The following is a 15,128-nucleotide window of genomic DNA, read 5'->3' as shown; positions in this document are numbered from 1 at the left end:
TCCGTCATGCGGGATGGGTTATTTCTATGGCCTCTCCTTGAGAGGGGATGGCAAAGCTGCCTAAGATGGGCCCGCCCCATGGATAACTAGAAAAAACACCATGCGTGATCTGACCGACGATGTAGCGCTGATGCGCCCGGTGATCGATGCCCTGCGCGCCAGCGGCTGCGATCCGGACCGGGTCCTGGTCCGTGTCGGGCTGCCGCCGGGTGGCCTGCCGGCCGGCCGTTTCCCCCATTCCGCACAGAACCTGTTCTGGAAGGCCGCCGCCGACGAGTGCGGCGAAGAGCATGTCGGCCTGCACCTGGCCGAGCACCTGCCGGCGTTCCACGGCCTGCTCCTGGAATACCTGTTCCTCTCCAGCGATACCTTCGGCGCCGGCCTGCGCCATTCCCTGCGCTACGTACGCCTGCTGTCCGACACCCTGCAGGCGCAACTGGAGGTGGAGGGCGAGCGCGCGGTGCTGTCGCTGGGCGAATCGCCGGCGATCAACCGCCACTTCCCGGAAATGCTCGCCGGCGCGGTGATCCGCCTGTTCGGCGCGCTCACCGAGGGCGAGTTCAAGCCGCTGGAAGTGCAACTGATGAACGAAACCGGCGCGCCGATGGAGCGCTACCGTGCGGTCTACGGCTGCCCGACGATCCTCGGCATGCCGCGCTACGCGCTGGTATTCGATGCCGCGGTGCTGGACAAACCCTCGCGCCACGCCGCCCCGGAACTGCTGCGCATGCACGAGTCGCTGGCGCGCCGGCAACTGGCCGAGGTGGAGCGCCTGGACCTGGTGCGCCAGGTCCGCGAACTGATCGGCGAGTTGCTGGTGGACGGAGGCGCCACCCTGGAGCAGGTCGCCGCGCGCCTCGGCATGCCGGCCCGACGTCTGCGCGAACGCCTGGCGATGGCCGGGGTGCGCTTCAACGATCTGGTCACCGACTACCGCTGCCGACTGGCCAAGGAACTGCTGCTGAAGACCGACGAGCGCATCGAAGTGATCGTCGAACGCACCGGGTTTTCCGAGCCGAGCACCTTCTATCGCGCGTTCAAGCGCTGGGTCGGCGAGACGCCGGTGGAGTTCCGCCGGCGCGGGCAGCAGGGGCGCGGGTAGGGCCTGTCCGAAAGGGGGCTACCGGTGTTTTCCTGGTGCAGGGCGCCTGCCCGTCGCCGGGGAGTCAGGGGCCGCCTCAGGCCCCCAGCAGGCTCTGCCCGCACACCCTCAGCACCTGGCCGCTGACCGCGCCGGACGACGGCTGGGCGAACCAGGCCACCGTTTCGGCGACGTCCTGCGGCAGGCCGCCCTGGCTCATGGAGTTCATCCGCCGGCCGGCCTCGCGGATGGTCAGCGGAATGGCGGCGGTCATCTGCGTCTCGATGAAGCCCGGCGCCACCGCGTTGATGGTGATGCCGCGCTTGCCCAGCGCCGGCGCCCAGGCCTGGGCCAGGCCGATCAGGCCGGCCTTGCTCACCGCGTAGTTGCTCTGCCCGAGGTTGCCGGCGATGCCGCTGATCGACGCCAGCAACACCACCCGGCCGTTGTCATGCAGCTTGCCGCCGTCGAGCAGGGCCTGGGTCAGCACCTGCGGGGCATTGAGGTTGACGTTGATCACCGAGTTCCAGAAGTCGCTGCTCATCTTCGCCAGGGTCTTGTCGCGAGTGATCCCGGCGTTGTGCACGACGATATCGACGCCCTCCGGCAGCGCCTCCACCAGTTGCTGCCCGGCGTCCGCGGCGCAGATGTCGAGGGCCACGGCACGGCCGCCGAGGCGCGCGGCGAGGCCTTCGAGGGCCTCCCTGGCCGGCGGCACGTCGAGCAGCACCACTTCCGCGCCGTCGCGCGCCAGGGTTTCCGCGATGGCCGCGCCAATGCCGCGGGCGGCGCCGGTGACCAGTGCGCGCTGGCCGGCCAGCGGCTTGCTCCAGTCGTGGACCTGGGCGCTGTTGGCGGCAAGACGGATCACCTGGCCGGAGACGTAGGCGCTCTTCGGCGAGAGGAAGAAGCGCAGCGCGCCTTCCAGTTGGTCCTCGGCGCCCTTGCCAACGTACAGCAACTGCACGTTGCCGCCGCGACGGATTTCCTTGCCCAGGGAGCGGGTGAAACCTTCCAGGCTGCGTTGCACGCTGGCGGTGACCGGGTCCTTGAGAGACTCGGGGGGGCGTCCGAGGACCACCACCTTCGGGCACTTGTCGAGGCCCTTGAGCACCGGCTGGAAGAAGTCGCGCAGCGCCACCAACTGCTCGAAGCGGGTCAGGCCGCTGGCGTCGAACAGCACCGCCTTGGCCCGCGGGCTGTGCTCGGCGGTCCAGCGCGGCAGCTCGAACTGTCCGTCGACGGCGGCGAACACCGCGTCGGTCAGCTTGCCGGCGAAGGGCAGCACGGCCTCGGCCAGCGCGCCGCTCCCGCCGATCACCAGCGGGCCGTCCACCGGCCGCACCCGGCCGGCCTGCCAGCGCTCCAGGCGCAGCGGGGAGGGAAGGCCGACGGCGCCAACCAGGCGGCGGCCGACGGGGGAGTTGGCGAAGGCGATGTAACGATCGGTCATGGAACGGGCTCCCGGTGGAAAGGCTCCAAGGCTGAAGGTGGATTCCGCCGGCCAACGATGCCGAGGGAACGCGGGTAACAGTGTGGACAACTCTACGCAGCCACCTGTTCGCCGCAATTGACCGCGCTGACCGGGATAACGGCAGGGCGGCCAATGCGACGCGACCGGCTAAGGTTAGCCTGTGCGCCACTGACCGCTCAGTTAACGGGTCGAGCCTCGGCTCGGCGTAAACGATTCCAGCAAGGAGTTCTTCCATGACCCAGCTGCGCCGGGTCGCCATTGTCGGCGGCAACCGTATTCCCTTCGCCCGCTCGAACACCGTGTACGCCACGGCGAGCAACCAGGAGATGCTCACTTCCGCCCTGGAAGGCCTGGTGGAGCGCTACAACCTGCACGGAGAGCGCCTTGGCGAGGTGGTGGCCGGCGCCGTGCTGAAGCATTCGCGCGACTTCAACCTGACCCGCGAATGCGTGCTCGGTTCGCGCCTGGCCCCGGAAACCCCGGCCTACGATATCCAGCAGGCCTGCGGTACCGGCCTGGAGGCGGCGATCCTGGTGGCCAACAAGATCGCCCTCGGGCAGATCGACAGCGGCATCGCCGGCGGCGTCGATACCACTTCCGACGCGCCGATCGGGGTCAACGAGGGCCTGCGCAAGATTCTCCTCGAGGCCAACCGCGGCAAGAGCAACCTGGACAAGCTCAAGAGCCTGCTGAAGATCCGCCCGCGCCACGTGGTCCCGGCCATCCCGCGCAACGGCGAGCCGCGCACCGGGCTGTCGATGGGGGAGTCCTGCGAACTGATGGCGCAGACCTGGCAGATTCCCCGCGACGAGCAGGACAGGCTGGCCTTCGAGAGCCACCACAAGCTGGCCGCGGCCTATGAGGAGGGCTGGCAGAACGACTTGATGACGCCATTCCGCGGCCTGACCCGCGACCAGAACCTGCGCCCGGATATCGACCTGGAGAAGATCGGCACCCTCAAGCCGGTGTTCGAGCGCGGTTCGCGCGGCACCCTCACGGCGGCCAACTCGACGCCGCTGACCGACGGCGCCTCGGTGGTACTGCTGGCCAGCGAGGAGTGGGCGAAGGCGCGCGGCCTGCCGATCCTGGCCTATTTCAAGGACGGCGAGGCGGCGGCGGTGAACTTCGTCGATCGCCAGGAGGGCCTGCTGATGGCGCCGGTCTACGCGGTGCCGCGGCTGCTGGCACGCAACGGCCTGAGCCTGCAGGACTTCGACTACTACGAGATCCACGAGGCCTTCGCCGCCCAGGTGCTCTGCACCCTGAAGGCCTGGGAAGACCCCGAGTACTGCAAGACCCGCCTCGGCCTCGACCAGCCGCTGGGCTCCATCGACCGCAGCAAGCTCAACGTCAAGGGCAGCTCGCTGGCCGCCGGCCACCCGTTCGCCGCCACGGGAGGACGGATCGTCGCCAACCTGGCCAAGCTGCTCTCGCTGGCGGAGCAGGGACGCGGGCTGATTTCCATCTGCGCCGCCGGTGGGCAGGGTGTGACCGCGATCATCGAGCGGTAATCCAATAAGGCGAGCGGCCTTGTCGCTCGACGATGTAAGCAACTCCGTGACTTGGGCGGTGCCGTGCGAACGGGACCGCCTTTTTTTTGCCGGTGCCCTACGGTTCGGGTTCGTCGGCGGCGTTGGAGACAGCGAATTCGACGCTTGTACGGAGAATCCCCTCTCTCTTCAGGGAGAGAGTTGGGGTGAGGGCGGCTCCGCTATCGGCCGGGAGTGCCGCTGCGGCGGATAACGCCGTTGGCGTTATGCGCCCTACGGTTCGGGTTCGTGGCGGCGATGAAGTACGGATCCCGACGCCTGCCGGATAACCCCGGCGCAGGGCTCACGCCGCACATCCGCCATTGCCGTCCTGCCCCCGCAGGCTTGCCGGCTGGCGGTCGGCGAAGGGGGTGGAGAGGATCATCGAGGTCTTGCTGATGCCGAACTTCATCAGCCGGTCGATCAGGTCCTGCAGCTCCGGCATCGAAGCCACGGCGGCCTTCATCAGCACGCAGGCGTCGCCGGTGATCCGGTGGCAGAGGGTCAGTTGGGGGATCCGGGCCAGTTCGTCGAGCACCGACTGGCAATCCTTCTCGGTGATCCGCAGTTCGATCACGCACTCGATGGGCAGGCCGAGCTTGGCCAGGTTCACCGAGGCGTGGTAGCCGGTGATCACCCCTTCGGCCTCCAGCTTGGCCACCCGGTCGGCCACCGCCGGGGGCGACAGGTTGATGCGCCGGGCCAGTTCGGCGAAGGTCAGGCGGCCGTTGTCGATCAGGGCGGCGAGGAGCGCACGGTCGTATTTGTCCATGATGGATCCCGGTTGTCGAATCGACGGAAAGCATGGCCGATTTCCATGGAAAGAAAAGTGTTACGTCCCGATAACCAGCGGCTGTGCCTTAACCGGCGGGTAGCGACCTCATAAAATGAAGTCTTTCTCCCGCCTGCCCTGTCGAGTGCTTTCCATGCCTGCCCGTCGCCTTCCGCTGTTGCTTTTCGGTGCGTTCTTCGCCCTGTACTTCATCTGGGGCTCCACTTACCTGGCGATCCGCTTCGGCGTCGAGTCCTGGCCTCCGATGCTGATGGCCGGGGTGCGCTTCGTCATCGCCGGCGGCCTGATGTTCGCCTGGTTGCGCTGGCGCGGCGCGCCGTTGCCGACCTGGCGCGAGTGGCGCGGCGCGGGGGTCGTCGGAATCCTCCTGCTCAGTTGCGGCAACGGCGGGGTGACGGTGGCCGAGCACTGGGGCGTGTCTTCCGGGGTGGCGGCCCTCGCGGTGGCTACGGTGCCGCTGTTCACCCTGCTGTTCAGCCAGTTGTTCGGCCAGCGCAACACCACCCTGGAATGGGGCGGCATCGTGCTCGGGCTGTTCGGCATCGTCCTGCTCAACCTCGGTTCGAACCTCCAGGCCAGCCCTGCCGGCGCCGGCCTGATCCTGTTCGCCGCCGCGTCCTGGGCCTTCGGCTCGGTGTGGAGCCGGCGCCTGTCGCTGCCGGCCGGACCGATGGCCAGCGCCGCGGAAATGCTGGTCGGCGGCGCGGTGCTGCTGGTCGGCAGCCTGGCCAGCGGCGAGCGCCTGGAGCATTGGCCGAGCACCAGCGGCTGGCTGGCGCTGGTGTACCTGATCCTGTTCGGCTCGATCATCGCCTTCAGCGCCTACCAGTACCTGCTGCGCAACGTACGGCCGGCGGCGGCCACCAGCTATGCCTACGTCAATCCGGCGGTGGCGGTGTTGCTCGGCACCCTGTTCGCCGGCGAGCGGATCGGCGGTATCGAGGGGCTGGCGATGGCGGTGATCATCAGCGCCGTGGTGCTCATCGGCCTGCCCCAGTGGCGCGCCAGCCGCGCCGCCGCCTGAATGCCTTAAGCGATCCCTAAGGCGGGCTGCGCCATGCTGCGGCGCAGCGCCCGGATGGGCCGGGCTGACGGGGGTACGAAGATGAAAGCGCTGGTCATCGGTGTGGTCCTGGTGTTCCTTGGCGGTTGCGCCAGTCACGTGAGCCCCGGCGGCAAGGCCATCGAGTCGCCGATCAAGGAGTATTTCGGCCAGGACCCCATCGAGCGCCGGGCCTTCGGCGAGAGCGAGAACGGCGCCGAGGCCGAGGATTCGCCACTGCGTTTCCGCCTGACGCCCTGAACGGTCGCCCCGGGCGCCTGACCGGACGTGCAGAAGTCGTCTCCAGCGTCTTCAATACGGAGTGACGGTCGCCGCCAGGCGGCCCCGTAGCGAAGGCCGGAGGGGCGATGGAGAGCATGCTGGACAGGCCCGAGCAGGAACTCGTGCTGGTGGTGGACGACACCCCGGACAACCTGCTGCTGATGCGCGAGCTGCTCGAGGAGCAGTACCGCGTGCGCACCGCCGGCAGCGGCCCGGCCGGGCTGCGGGCGGCCGTCGAAGAGCCGCGCCCGGACCTGATCCTGCTCGATGTGAACATGCCGGGCATGGACGGCTACGAGGTCTGCCGACGGCTCAAGGCCGATCCGCTGACCCGCGACATCCCGTTGATGTTCCTCACTGCCCGCGCCGATCGCGACGACGAGCAACAGGGCCTGGCCCTGGGCGCGGTGGATTACCTGGGCAAGCCGGTGAGCCCGCCGATCGTCCTGGCGCGGGTGCGTACCCATCTGCAATTGAAGGCCAATGCCGATTTCCTGCGCGACAAGAGCGAATACCTGGAACTCGAAGTGCGCCGTCGCACGCGCCAGCTGCAACAGTTGCAGGACGCCGTCATCGAAGCCCTGGCGACCCTTGGCGATCTTCGCGACAACCCGCGCAGCCGCCATCTTCCGCGTATCGAGCGCTATGTCAGGCTGCTCGCCGAGCACCTGGCGGCGCAGCGGGCGTTCGCCGACGAGCTGACTCCGGAGGCTGTCGACCTGCTGAGCAAGTCGGCGCTGTTGCATGACATCGGCAAGGTCGCGGTGCCCGACCGGGTCCTGCTCAACCCCGGGCAACTGGACGCCGCCGACACCGCCCTGCTACAGGGCCATACCCGCGCCGGGCGCGACGCCCTGGCCAGCGCCGAGCGGCGGCTCGGCCAGCCTTCCGGATTCCTCCGCTTCGCCCGGCAGATCGCCTACAGTCATCACGAACGCTGGGATGGCCGGGGCTTTCCGGAAGGCCTTGCGGGCGAGCGGATTCCCCTGGCGGCGCGGATCGTCGCCCTGGCCGACCGCTACGATGAACTGACCAGCCGGCACGCCTACCGGCCGCCGCTGGCGCATGCCGAGGCGGTGCTGCTGATCCAGGCCGGCGCCGGCAGTGAATTCGACCCACGGCTGGTGGAGGCCTTCGTCGCCGTGGCCGACGCTTTCGCCGAGGTTGCCCGGCGCTACGCCGACAGCGCCGAGGCGCTGGACGTGGAGATGCAGCGGCTGGAACAGGCGGTGGCGGAAAGCATCGAACTCACCGCGCCACCGGCCTAGTACGCCGATCGGTGCGCAGTCCGGCGGAAAGCCGGCGCGTCCGGCTGTGCTCGGCACGGCGTTTGCCGTATAACGTCAGACCCTTTGCCTTACACATTGGCCCCGAGGAACCGCGTAGCACCGATGAAGACACCCAGACGCCTGGAACCGTTGATCGAAGACGGTCTGATCGACGAGGTCGTGCGCCCGCTGATGAGCGGCAAGGAAGCCTCGGTCTATGTGGTGCGTTGCGGCGACAGCCTGCGTTGCGCCAAGGTCTACAAGGAAGCCAACAAGCGCAGCTTCCGCCAGGCCGCCGAGTACCAGGAGGGCCGCAAGGTCCGCAACAGCCGCCAGGCGCGGGCCATGGCCAAGGGCTCGAAGTATGGCCGCCGCGAACAGGAGGAAGCCTGGCAGAATGCCGAAGTGGCGGCCCTGTTCCGTCTCGCCGGGGCCGGTGTGCGGGTGCCGAAGCCCTATGATTTCCTCGATGGCGTGTTGCTGATGGAACTGGTGGCGGACGCCGACGGCGATGCTGCGCCGCGTCTCAACGACGTGACGCTGGAGCCCGACGAGGCACGGCGCCACCACGCTTTCCTGATCCGCCAGATCGTCGCCATGCTCTGCGCCGGCCTGGTGCACGGCGACCTCTCCGAGTTCAACGTCCTGCTCGGTCCGGACGGCCCGGTGATCATCGACTTGCCGCAGGCGGTCGACGCGGCCGGCAACAACCATGCGTTCAGCATGCTCGAACGCGACGTCGGCAACATGGCCGCCTACTTCGGCCGCTTCGCCCCGGAACTCAGGCAGACCCGCTATGCCAAGGAAATGTGGGCGCTCTACGAAGCCGGCGAGCTGACAGCGGAAACCCCGCTCAGCGGCACCTTCGTCGAAGCCGAAGAGGCCGCCGACGTGCGCGCGGTGCTCCGCGAGATCGAGGCCGCGCAGCGCGAGGAGGCGCGTCGCCAGGCGCTGCGCCAGGCCGACGACGCGCCGCGTGGCGAGCGCGAGGAACCGCCGCCGCCCTGGTTGCAGTGAGCGGCTGGCGGATGTTTTTTCCCGCCAACTGTATCGCGACCCTTGCGCACGCAACTGCTAGCGTGGCCTGAAGTTTTCCGGAGGCCGCCATGCCTGTTGCACATATCCTGCTCGCCCTGCTGGTGACCCTGATCTGGGGTCTGAACTTCGTCGTGATCAAGGTCGGCCTCGGCGACTTCCCGCCGCTGCTGTTCTGCGCCCTGCGCTTCGCCCTGGCGGCGCTGCCGCTGCTGGTCCTGCGCGGGCCGATGCCGGCGCCGTTCGGACGCATCCTGCTGATCGGCGTGCTCCTCGGGGTGGTCAAGTTCGGCCTGCTGTTCGTCGGTATGGCCCAAGGCATGCCGGCCGGGCTGTCGTCGCTGGTGCTGCAGAGCCAGGTATTCTTCACCATCCTCATCGCCGCCCTGTGGCTGGGCGAGCGGCCGACGCCGCGCGGGTTGTTCGGCCTCCTGCTGGCGGCGGCGGGGCTGGTCCTGATCGGCCTGGAACGGCCGCTGGGAGACAGCCTGCTGGCATTCCTGCTGGTGGTCGCCGCAGCGCTGGCCTGGTCCTTCGCCAATATCGCCACCAAGCGTTCCGGGGCCACCGACATGCTGCGCCTGATCTGCTGGGTCAGCCTGGTCCCGCCGTTGCCGCTGCTGGCGCTTTCCTATCTATTCGAAGGTCCGCAAGCCATCGAGCGCGCAGTGCTGAACATGAGCTGGGGCGGCTTCGGCGCGCTGCTCTACATCGCCTTCGGCGCGACCACGGTGGGCTTCGCCATCTGGAGTTTCCTCCTGCGCCACTACCCGGCCAGCCTGGTGACCCCGTTCGCCCTGGCGGTGCCGGTGTCGGGCATGCTCGCCGGCTGGCTGCTGCTCGGCGAACGCCTCGACCTGGACAGCCTGCTGGCCTGCGCGCTGGTGTTCGTCGGGCTGGCCATCACCCTGTTGCCGGCCAGCCTGCTGCGACGCTTCGCCTGGCCGGTGCGGCGGTTGGGATGAAAACGGCGGAAGACATCCTCGCGCTGATCGCCGCCGATTCCTCGCGCCTGCATCTGCTCCGCGTGCTGCGCGAGGTCGGCCCGGAGGGCGCCTGGATCGGCGCCGGCTTCGTGCGCAACGCGGTATGGGACCATCTGCATGGCTACGGCGAAGCCACGCCGCTGGCGGACATCGACGTACTTCATTTCGCCCCGCGGGCCCTCGACCCGCAGGCCGACGCCGACTTCGAGGCCGCGTTGCGCCGTCGCTGCGAGGTACCCTGGTCGGTGAAGAACCAGGCGCGCATGCACCTGCGCAACGGCGACCGGCCCTACCGGGATTGCGCCGATGCGCTGTGCCACTGGGCGGAAACGTGCACGGCGGTGGCGCTGCGGCTCGTCGGCGAACGCCTGGAGCTACTGGCACCGCTGGGCGTCGACGACCTGCTGGCGCTGAAGGTGCGGCCCACCGCGCATTTCGCCGGCAAGCCGGAGGTCTACCGGCGGCGCCTGCGGGAGAAGAACTGGACGGCGCGCTGGCCGCTGCTGGATATCAGTGGCAGCAGCCAGACGCCAGGTCCTTGAGGATCGGGCAGTCGGGGCGGTGGTCGCCCTGGCAGTGCTCGACCAGGTCCTGCAGGGTGTCGCGCAGGGTGCTGAGCTCCTCGATCTTGCGATTCAGCTCGCGCACGTGCTGCGCCGCCAGGGCCTTGACGTCGGCACTGGCACGCTGGCGATCCTGCCAGAGGGTGAGCAGCTTGCCGACTTCGTCGAGGGAGAAACCGAGGTCCCGCGAACGGCGGATGAACGCCAGGGTATGCAGGTCGTTCTCGTTGTAGTGGCGGTAGCCGCTGGCGCTGCGTCCGGCTGGGCGGAGCAACTCGATGGACTCGTAGTAACGGATCATCTTCGGCGTCAGTCCGCTTTTCTTCGCCGCTTCACCGATGTTCATCCGGGTCTCCTGGGAGGTTGCGAAGCCGCTAGCCTATCCCTTTCCCGGCCAATGCGCAGGCTATCAGATATGTGACCGCCCGCTGTCCGGACCTCTGGCCGGCGGCCGCGTCGCGTCCGGCTGGGTCTTCGGCAGGAACACCTGCACTTCCAGCCCTTTGCCCTCCAGTCCCTTGCCCAGGCCGATACTGCCGAAGTGCAGTTCGACGATGCGCTTGACGATCGGCAGGCCCAGGCCGCTGCCCTCGCCGCTGCTGGTGGCGGGGCTGCGGTAGAAGCGGGTGAAGATCGCCTGCTGCTCTTCCAGGGCGACCCCGGGGCCGTTGTCGCGCACCCGCAGCACGGCGTGCTGGGCGCGATTCTCGACGCGGATCTCGACCTGGCCCCCGGCCGGTGTGTAGCGCAGGGCGTTGCCCACCAGGTTGCCGACCATCGCCTTCAGCCACAGGTCGATGCCCATCACGTGCACGGTCTCCTGGTGCAACGACAGCTCGATGTCCTTGTCGATGGCCTGGCGCGCCAGTTCGGAGAGTACGTCTTCGGCCAGGGTGGCGAGGTTGACCGGGTGGAATTGCTCCAGCAGGGCGTCGCCGTCGAGGCGGGCGAGGAGCAGGATCTGCTCCATCAAGGTGCTGATCCGCTCGACGCTGCGACTGACTTGCAGCAGGCCGCGGGCGTGGGCCTTGGGGTCTTCCGAACGCAGCGCGACCTGGGCATGGGTGCGCAGGCTGGCCAGTGGCGTGCGGATTTCATGGGCGGCGTCGCTGGTCAGTCGGCGTTCGGCCTCGAGGGCGGTGCGCAGGCGCTCCAGCAGGAGGTTGAGTTCGTCGATGAGGCCGCGGATCTCCAGCGGCACCGCCTCCACCGCGATCGGCTGCAGGTGTCGCGCGGAGCGCTGCTGGACCTCGGCCTGCACTTCGCGTAGCGGCGCCAGGCCGCGGGCAACGCCGAACCAGACCAGGCCGCCGAGCAACGGCAGCGCCAGCAGCAGCGGGAACAGCGAGTAGAACAGCAGCAGGTTCATGGTGTGCTGGCGGTAGATCAGGTTTTCGCTGATCCAGATCTGGAAGCCGTCGATATTCAGCTGGAGCACCCGCCAGTGGGTGCCCTGGGCTTCCACGGTGCTGAAGCCGGGGCCCTGGGCCGTGATCTCCGGCGGCAGGTTGAGGCTCGACAGCAGCGGCTGGCCGTCGCGCCACAGGGCGTAGCCGAGGGCGCTTTCGCGGCGCAGCAGGGGCAGGCCCTGGATCGCCTCGCGGCTGCGTTCGATGATCTCGGTGATCGAGCCGTCCTCGCTGGCCTGGTCTTCGGTGGCAAGGTCGAGCAGGCGCAGGGCGGCTTCGCCGAAGTCCACCATGTCGTCGTCGAACAGGCGGTTCACCTGCTTCAGCGAGAGGTGGTAGGTCAGCGCCGCCACGCTCAGCCAGCACAGCACGAAGCCGACCAGCAGGTTGACCAGCAGGCGCCGGCGGACGGAGGGGACGGCGGCACGGGACATCGGGGGACTCCGGTAGGCGGTTTTCAGGGCGCCGGCTGGTCGATGCCGTAGCCGATGCCGCGGACGGTGCGGATCAACTGGTTGCCGAGCTTGCGCCGCAGGTGGTGGACGTGGACTTCGATGGCGTTGCTCTCGACGTCGCCGCTCCAGCCGTAGAGGCTCTGCTCCAGTTGGTTGCGCGAGAGCACCTTGCCGCTGTTCTCCAGCAGCAGGCGCAGCAGTGCGTATTCGCGCGGCGCCAGTTCCACCGCCTGCCCGGACAGGGTCACCTGGTGGGTCGCCGGGTCCAGGCGCAGCTCGCCGTGCACCAGTTGCGGCAGGGCGCGACCGGTGGTGCGGCGGGTCAGGGCGCGCACCCGTGCCTGCAGTTCGTCGAGATCGAAGGGCTTGGTCAGGTAGTCGTCGGCACCGCTGTCGAGCCCGGCGACCCGGTCGGCCACCTTGTCCCGCGCGGTGAGCAGCAGCACCGGGGTGAGCCGGCCCTGGTGGCGCAGGTTACGCAGGATGTCCAGGCCGCTGCGGCGCGGCAGTCCGATGTCGAGCACCAGCAGGTCGAACTCGTCGGTGACCAGCGCGTTCTCCGCGGCCACGCCGTCGGTCACCCATTCCACGGTATCGCCTTCCAGGCGCAGCCCGGCGCGGATGCCGTCGCCGAGCAGCAGGTCGTCCTCGGCCAGCAGTATTCTCATGGCAGCCTCGTTTCAGTGATTCCACAATTCCCACAGGCTCAGGCCGGCCTCCAGCAGGAGGATGGCGACGATCAGCCATTCGACCCGCAGTTCGCCCCGGAAGTAGCGGTATTCGCCGAGGCGGTCGGCGGCCAGTTCGTAGAGGTCCTGCAGCACTTCGATGCGGTCGTCCAGGGTCGCCAGGCGATCGTGCACTTCGGCCTGCATGGCCAGTTCGTTGTAGAGCCGGCGCACAGCGCCGTTCAGTTGCAGCGGCGGCTTCTCCAGGTGCGACTCCAGGCGGGCATAGGCCATGCGCCAGAGTGTAGTGCGTCGCACCTGCCGGTTCACATGTTCCTGGCGCCGCAGGGCGGCACGGCGCGGTAGCTGGGTCAGTTCGACATCGGCCTGGGCCGGTTCCCAGGCCGCCGCGGTCTCGCCTTCCAGGCGGCGCAGGTGACCTTCGTGCCAGGCGAAGACGGCCAGGCCTTCGAGCAGCTCCCGGCAGCGCTCGGGGTTGCCGATGACCAGCGCGCGGCCGGGGCGCCACAGCACCCGCTCGCCGAACGAGGGCGCTTCCAGGGTCGGCTGGCGCTCGTCCTCGCCGGCGGCCATCCAGGCTTCCAGGCGCTGGCGCCAGGCGTGCCCGGTCTGTAGCCCGGCGTTGGCGAAGATCACCAGCAGCTCGTCGTCGACGGCGGTCTCCGGCAGTTCCGCGTCTTCGCTCAGCTCGATGCGTTGCGCCAGGACGGCCAGCGCCGGCTGCGGATCGCGCAGGGTGGCCAGTAGCGGCAGGCCGCCGCCGTCCGCGGCGGAGCGGAAGCGTACCCGGTGCAGCAGGCAGGGCGCGCCGTTGACGGCCAGCGGTACGCTGGCCAGGGGAGCGGCGGACATCTTCAGGTCCTCGCCAGGGCCGGCAATTGTGCCGGGCCGAACTCGATCTCCTCGATATCCGGCGGTGCGACGAAGGGTACGCCGTCTTCCAGTACCGGTCCCGGTTGGGCGAGCAGGAAGCGGGTTTCCCGGTCCATCACGAAGCAGGCCTTGAGGTAGTCGCCGTCGAGGTGGTCGAGCCACAGCGGGCCGAGCTTGCGTTCGATGCGTCGGTCGATGTCCTCGGCCTGCCAGTGGTTCGTGTCGAGCCAGTCGGAAGCCAGCAGGAAGCCCCAGGAGGAGAGGAACGAGGGCACCGTGGCGCGGTAGCTGTGGACCTGGGAGAAGACACTGCGCAGGGTGCGGGCGAGGGCCGCGTGGGGCTTGTCGTCGCTGTGGGAGAACTCCAGCCCCTGCACCGCGACCACCCCGCCCGGTCGCAGGCGCGAATGCAGCAGCTCGTAGAACTGGCGGGTATAGAGAGCCTGGGCCGGGCCGTTGTCGAGCATGTCGACGACGTCGATGATGACCACGTCATAGAGCGACGGGTCGCGCTCGAGATAGGCCCGGCCGTCCTCGGCGAGCAGTTCGCAGCGTGGGTCGTCGAAGGCGCCCTGGTGCCACTGGAACAGGTGTTCGCGACACAGTTCCACCAACTCCCGGTCGAGATCGACCATCACCGCCCGCCGCACGCTGGCATGGGACAGCACCTCGCGCAGGGTGGCGCCTTCGCCGCCGCCGATGATCAGTACGTCGCGCGGCTCGTCGTGGGCGAGCATGGCCGGCTGCACCAGCAGCTCGTGGTACAGCGACTCATCGCTCTCGGCGCTCTGGATCGCGCCGTCGAGCATCAGCACGCGGTCGTAGTTGTAGGTGTCGGCGATCAGCACGTTCTGCCAGCGCGTGCGGCCCTGGTAGAGCACCCGGCGCAGGCGGTAGACGTACTGGTCGAAGGGGTCGCTGTCCTCGATCGCGGTGATCGCGCCGTCGCCTTCCAGCAGCGGGTCCGGCGGATAGAAATAGAAGTGGTTCGGCGGCAGCGGCGGCAGCCCGGCGGCGACCTCCGCCGGCACCAGGCCGGTGAGGTCGACGGCGTAACGGGTCTGGCTCAGGTCGGGAGCCAGCGGGGCGCGTTCGATCGGCGTATCCATCAGGCCACCCCCGTGCCCTGGCCCAGCGCCCAGCGCAGGGTCGGGCTGTCTTCGTCGACCGGGCCATTGCCGGCCAGGCTGCGGCTGAGCAGCCCCAGGCGATGGCCGCCGAGGCCGCGGTCCATGCTCGAGATCAGGTGCCGACGGCTGCCCAGGCGTTCGCTGAGCACGCGCACGGCCTGGGCGCCATCGAGCACGTCGCCGCAGGTGAACACGTCGACCGCGGCATAGCCGTACTCCGGCCAGGTATGGATCGCCAGGTGCGATTCGGCGATCACCACCACGCCGGAGATGCCGATCGGGCTGAACTTGTGGAACGCCGAGGTGATGATGGTGGCGTTGGCCTGGCGGGCGGCCTCGAGCATGCTTTCCTCGATCCACTGGATATCGTCGAAGCGCTGGTCGACGCAGTCGAACAGCTCGATGACCAGTTGCTTGCCGAGCACGGTGATCGGATCGAGTCGCAACGGTTGAATTGCCATGAAGGCCTCCTGCTTCCGTTTCGGCGAGGGATGTCCTCGCGGTGGAAGGCACGATAGG

The 15,128-nt window shown here is 68.7% G+C and carries 16 protein-coding genes; 8 read left to right on the top strand and 8 right to left on the bottom strand.

What is annotated here, in order from left to right; genetic code table 11:
• Positions 1–100: 100 nt before the first annotated feature.
• Positions 101–1,102, top strand: coding sequence for an AraC family transcriptional regulator (locus AC1RB9_RS25070; RefSeq protein ID WP_003095270.1), 1,002 nt, complete (start codon positions 101–103; stop codon positions 1,100–1,102).
• A gap of 76 nt (positions 1,103–1,178) precedes the next feature.
• Here AC1RB9_RS25070 and AC1RB9_RS25065 read toward each other — a convergent pair whose 3' ends face one another.
• Positions 1,179–2,534 carry a 3-oxoacyl-ACP reductase gene (locus AC1RB9_RS25065; protein ID WP_003112919.1) on the bottom strand — a complete coding sequence of 452 codons (1,356 nt, stop codon included), beginning with the start codon at positions 2,532–2,534 and terminating at the stop codon, positions 1,179–1,181.
• Between the two features lie 254 nt (positions 2,535–2,788).
• Here AC1RB9_RS25065 and AC1RB9_RS25060 point away from each other — a divergent pair, with 254 nt between their 5' ends.
• The gene (locus AC1RB9_RS25060; protein ID WP_003102247.1) at positions 2,789–4,066 is read left to right on the top strand and encodes an acetyl-CoA C-acetyltransferase; all 1,278 of its coding nucleotides are present in this window, start codon (positions 2,789–2,791) and stop codon (positions 4,064–4,066) included.
• A 322-nt stretch (positions 4,067–4,388) separates the two neighbouring features.
• Here the strand turns inward: AC1RB9_RS25060 and AC1RB9_RS25055 are convergent, their stop codons facing one another.
• Entirely contained in the window at positions 4,389–4,856 is a 468-nt protein-coding gene (locus AC1RB9_RS25055; RefSeq protein WP_003095262.1) for an Lrp/AsnC family transcriptional regulator, read from the bottom strand.
• Positions 4,857–5,010: 154 nt separating this feature from the next.
• On the opposite strand from AC1RB9_RS25055, the gene yedA reads away from it, so the two are divergent.
• The 6 genes from yedA to AC1RB9_RS25025 all read left to right on the top strand — a co-directional run bounded on the left by yedA (position 5,011) and on the right by AC1RB9_RS25025 (position 10,032).
• Entirely contained in the window at positions 5,011–5,901 is an 891-nt protein-coding gene (gene yedA, locus AC1RB9_RS25050; RefSeq protein ID WP_003161350.1) for a drug/metabolite exporter YedA, read from the top strand.
• A 33-nt stretch (positions 5,902–5,934) separates the two neighbouring features.
• Complete coding sequence (locus tag AC1RB9_RS25045; protein WP_003102243.1) at positions 5,935–6,180, top strand: hypothetical protein; 246 nt, start codon at positions 5,935–5,937, stop codon at positions 6,178–6,180.
• A gap of 107 nt (positions 6,181–6,287) precedes the next feature.
• Positions 6,288–7,469, top strand: coding sequence for a cyclic di-GMP phosphodiesterase (locus tag AC1RB9_RS25040; RefSeq protein WP_003102241.1), 1,182 nt, complete (start codon positions 6,288–6,290; stop codon positions 7,467–7,469).
• 123 nt (positions 7,470–7,592) lie between these two features.
• A complete protein-coding gene (locus AC1RB9_RS25035) occupies positions 7,593–8,486 on the top strand; it encodes a PA4780 family RIO1-like protein kinase (protein WP_003095255.1) in 894 nt (297 codons plus the stop codon).
• 89 nt (positions 8,487–8,575) lie between these two features.
• Positions 8,576–9,469, top strand: coding sequence for an EamA family transporter (locus AC1RB9_RS25030; RefSeq protein ID WP_003102239.1), 894 nt, complete (start codon positions 8,576–8,578; stop codon positions 9,467–9,469).
• Positions 9,466–10,032, top strand: coding sequence for a nucleotidyltransferase family protein (locus tag AC1RB9_RS25025; RefSeq protein ID WP_003112922.1), 567 nt, complete (start codon positions 9,466–9,468; stop codon positions 10,030–10,032). The genes AC1RB9_RS25030 and AC1RB9_RS25025 overlap by 4 nt, the downstream gene beginning before the upstream one ends.
• Here the strand turns inward: AC1RB9_RS25025 and cueR are convergent.
• From cueR to speD, 6 genes are all read right to left on the bottom strand, one after another.
• Positions 10,001–10,399 carry a Cu(I)-responsive transcriptional regulator gene (gene cueR, locus AC1RB9_RS25020; RefSeq protein WP_003095248.1) on the bottom strand — a complete coding sequence of 133 codons (399 nt, stop codon included), beginning with the start codon at positions 10,397–10,399 and terminating at the stop codon, positions 10,001–10,003. The genes AC1RB9_RS25025 and cueR overlap by 32 nt on opposite strands.
• A 63-nt stretch (positions 10,400–10,462) precedes the next feature.
• Positions 10,463–11,896, bottom strand: coding sequence for a two-component system sensor histidine kinase PmrB (gene pmrB / locus AC1RB9_RS25015; RefSeq protein WP_003457189.1), 1,434 nt, complete (start codon positions 11,894–11,896; stop codon positions 10,463–10,465).
• A gap of 23 nt (positions 11,897–11,919) precedes the next feature.
• Positions 11,920–12,585 carry a two-component system response regulator PrmA gene (pmrA, locus tag AC1RB9_RS25010; protein ID WP_003095244.1) on the bottom strand — a complete coding sequence of 222 codons (666 nt, stop codon included), beginning with the start codon at positions 12,583–12,585 and terminating at the stop codon, positions 11,920–11,922.
• Between the two features lie 12 nt (positions 12,586–12,597).
• Positions 12,598–13,458: an RMD1 family protein gene (locus AC1RB9_RS25005; RefSeq protein WP_003102235.1), complete on the bottom strand. Its 861-nt coding sequence runs from the start codon at positions 13,456–13,458 to the stop codon at positions 12,598–12,600.
• Positions 13,459–13,460: 2 nt separating this feature from the next.
• Entirely contained in the window at positions 13,461–14,588 is a 1,128-nt protein-coding gene (locus AC1RB9_RS25000) for a fused MFS/spermidine synthase (protein ID WP_003457185.1), read from the bottom strand.
• Entirely contained in the window at positions 14,588–15,070 is a 483-nt protein-coding gene (gene speD, locus AC1RB9_RS24995; RefSeq protein ID WP_003095236.1) for an adenosylmethionine decarboxylase, read from the bottom strand. The genes AC1RB9_RS25000 and speD overlap by 1 nt, the downstream gene beginning before the upstream one ends.
• Between the last annotated feature and the right edge of the window lie 58 nt (positions 15,071–15,128).

Source organism: Pseudomonas sp. 20-5 (genome assembly GCF_056782835.1).
The sequence above is the reverse complement of the archived record's forward strand: the minus strand, read 5'-3'. Positions and strand labels throughout refer to the sequence as shown.

What these genes read in the sequence shown, in the direction of transcription:
- AC1RB9_RS25055 (WP_003095262.1), bottom strand. Translation starts at nt 4,856, where the DNA reads ATGGACAAATACGACCGTGCGCTCCTCGCCGCCCTGATCGACAACGGC.
- AC1RB9_RS25040 (WP_003102241.1), top strand. Translation starts at nt 6,288, where the DNA reads ATGGAGAGCATGCTGGACAGGCCCGAGCAGGAACTCGTGCTGGTGGTG.
- AC1RB9_RS25065 (WP_003112919.1), bottom strand. Translation starts at nt 2,534, where the DNA reads ATGACCGATCGTTACATCGCCTTCGCCAACTCCCCCGTCGGCCGCCGC.
- AC1RB9_RS25045 (WP_003102243.1), top strand. Translation starts at nt 5,935, where the DNA reads ATGCTGCGGCGCAGCGCCCGGATGGGCCGGGCTGACGGGGGTACGAAG.
- pmrA (WP_003095244.1), bottom strand. Translation starts at nt 12,585, where the DNA reads ATGAGAATACTGCTGGCCGAGGACGACCTGCTGCTCGGCGACGGCATC.
- yedA (WP_003161350.1), top strand. Translation starts at nt 5,011, where the DNA reads ATGCCTGCCCGTCGCCTTCCGCTGTTGCTTTTCGGTGCGTTCTTCGCC.
- AC1RB9_RS25070 (WP_003095270.1), top strand. Translation starts at nt 101, where the DNA reads ATGCGTGATCTGACCGACGATGTAGCGCTGATGCGCCCGGTGATCGAT.
- AC1RB9_RS25025 (WP_003112922.1), top strand. Translation starts at nt 9,466, where the DNA reads ATGAAAACGGCGGAAGACATCCTCGCGCTGATCGCCGCCGATTCCTCG.
- pmrB (WP_003457189.1), bottom strand. Translation starts at nt 11,896, where the DNA reads ATGTCCCGTGCCGCCGTCCCCTCCGTCCGCCGGCGCCTGCTGGTCAAC.
- speD (WP_003095236.1), bottom strand. Translation starts at nt 15,070, where the DNA reads ATGGCAATTCAACCGTTGCGACTCGATCCGATCACCGTGCTCGGCAAG.
- AC1RB9_RS25000 (WP_003457185.1), bottom strand. Translation starts at nt 14,588, where the DNA reads ATGGATACGCCGATCGAACGCGCCCCGCTGGCTCCCGACCTGAGCCAG.
- AC1RB9_RS25060 (WP_003102247.1), top strand. Translation starts at nt 2,789, where the DNA reads ATGACCCAGCTGCGCCGGGTCGCCATTGTCGGCGGCAACCGTATTCCC.
- AC1RB9_RS25035 (WP_003095255.1), top strand. Translation starts at nt 7,593, where the DNA reads ATGAAGACACCCAGACGCCTGGAACCGTTGATCGAAGACGGTCTGATC.
- AC1RB9_RS25030 (WP_003102239.1), top strand. Translation starts at nt 8,576, where the DNA reads ATGCCTGTTGCACATATCCTGCTCGCCCTGCTGGTGACCCTGATCTGG.
- AC1RB9_RS25005 (WP_003102235.1), bottom strand. Translation starts at nt 13,458, where the DNA reads ATGTCCGCCGCTCCCCTGGCCAGCGTACCGCTGGCCGTCAACGGCGCG.
- cueR (WP_003095248.1), bottom strand. Translation starts at nt 10,399, where the DNA reads ATGAACATCGGTGAAGCGGCGAAGAAAAGCGGACTGACGCCGAAGATG.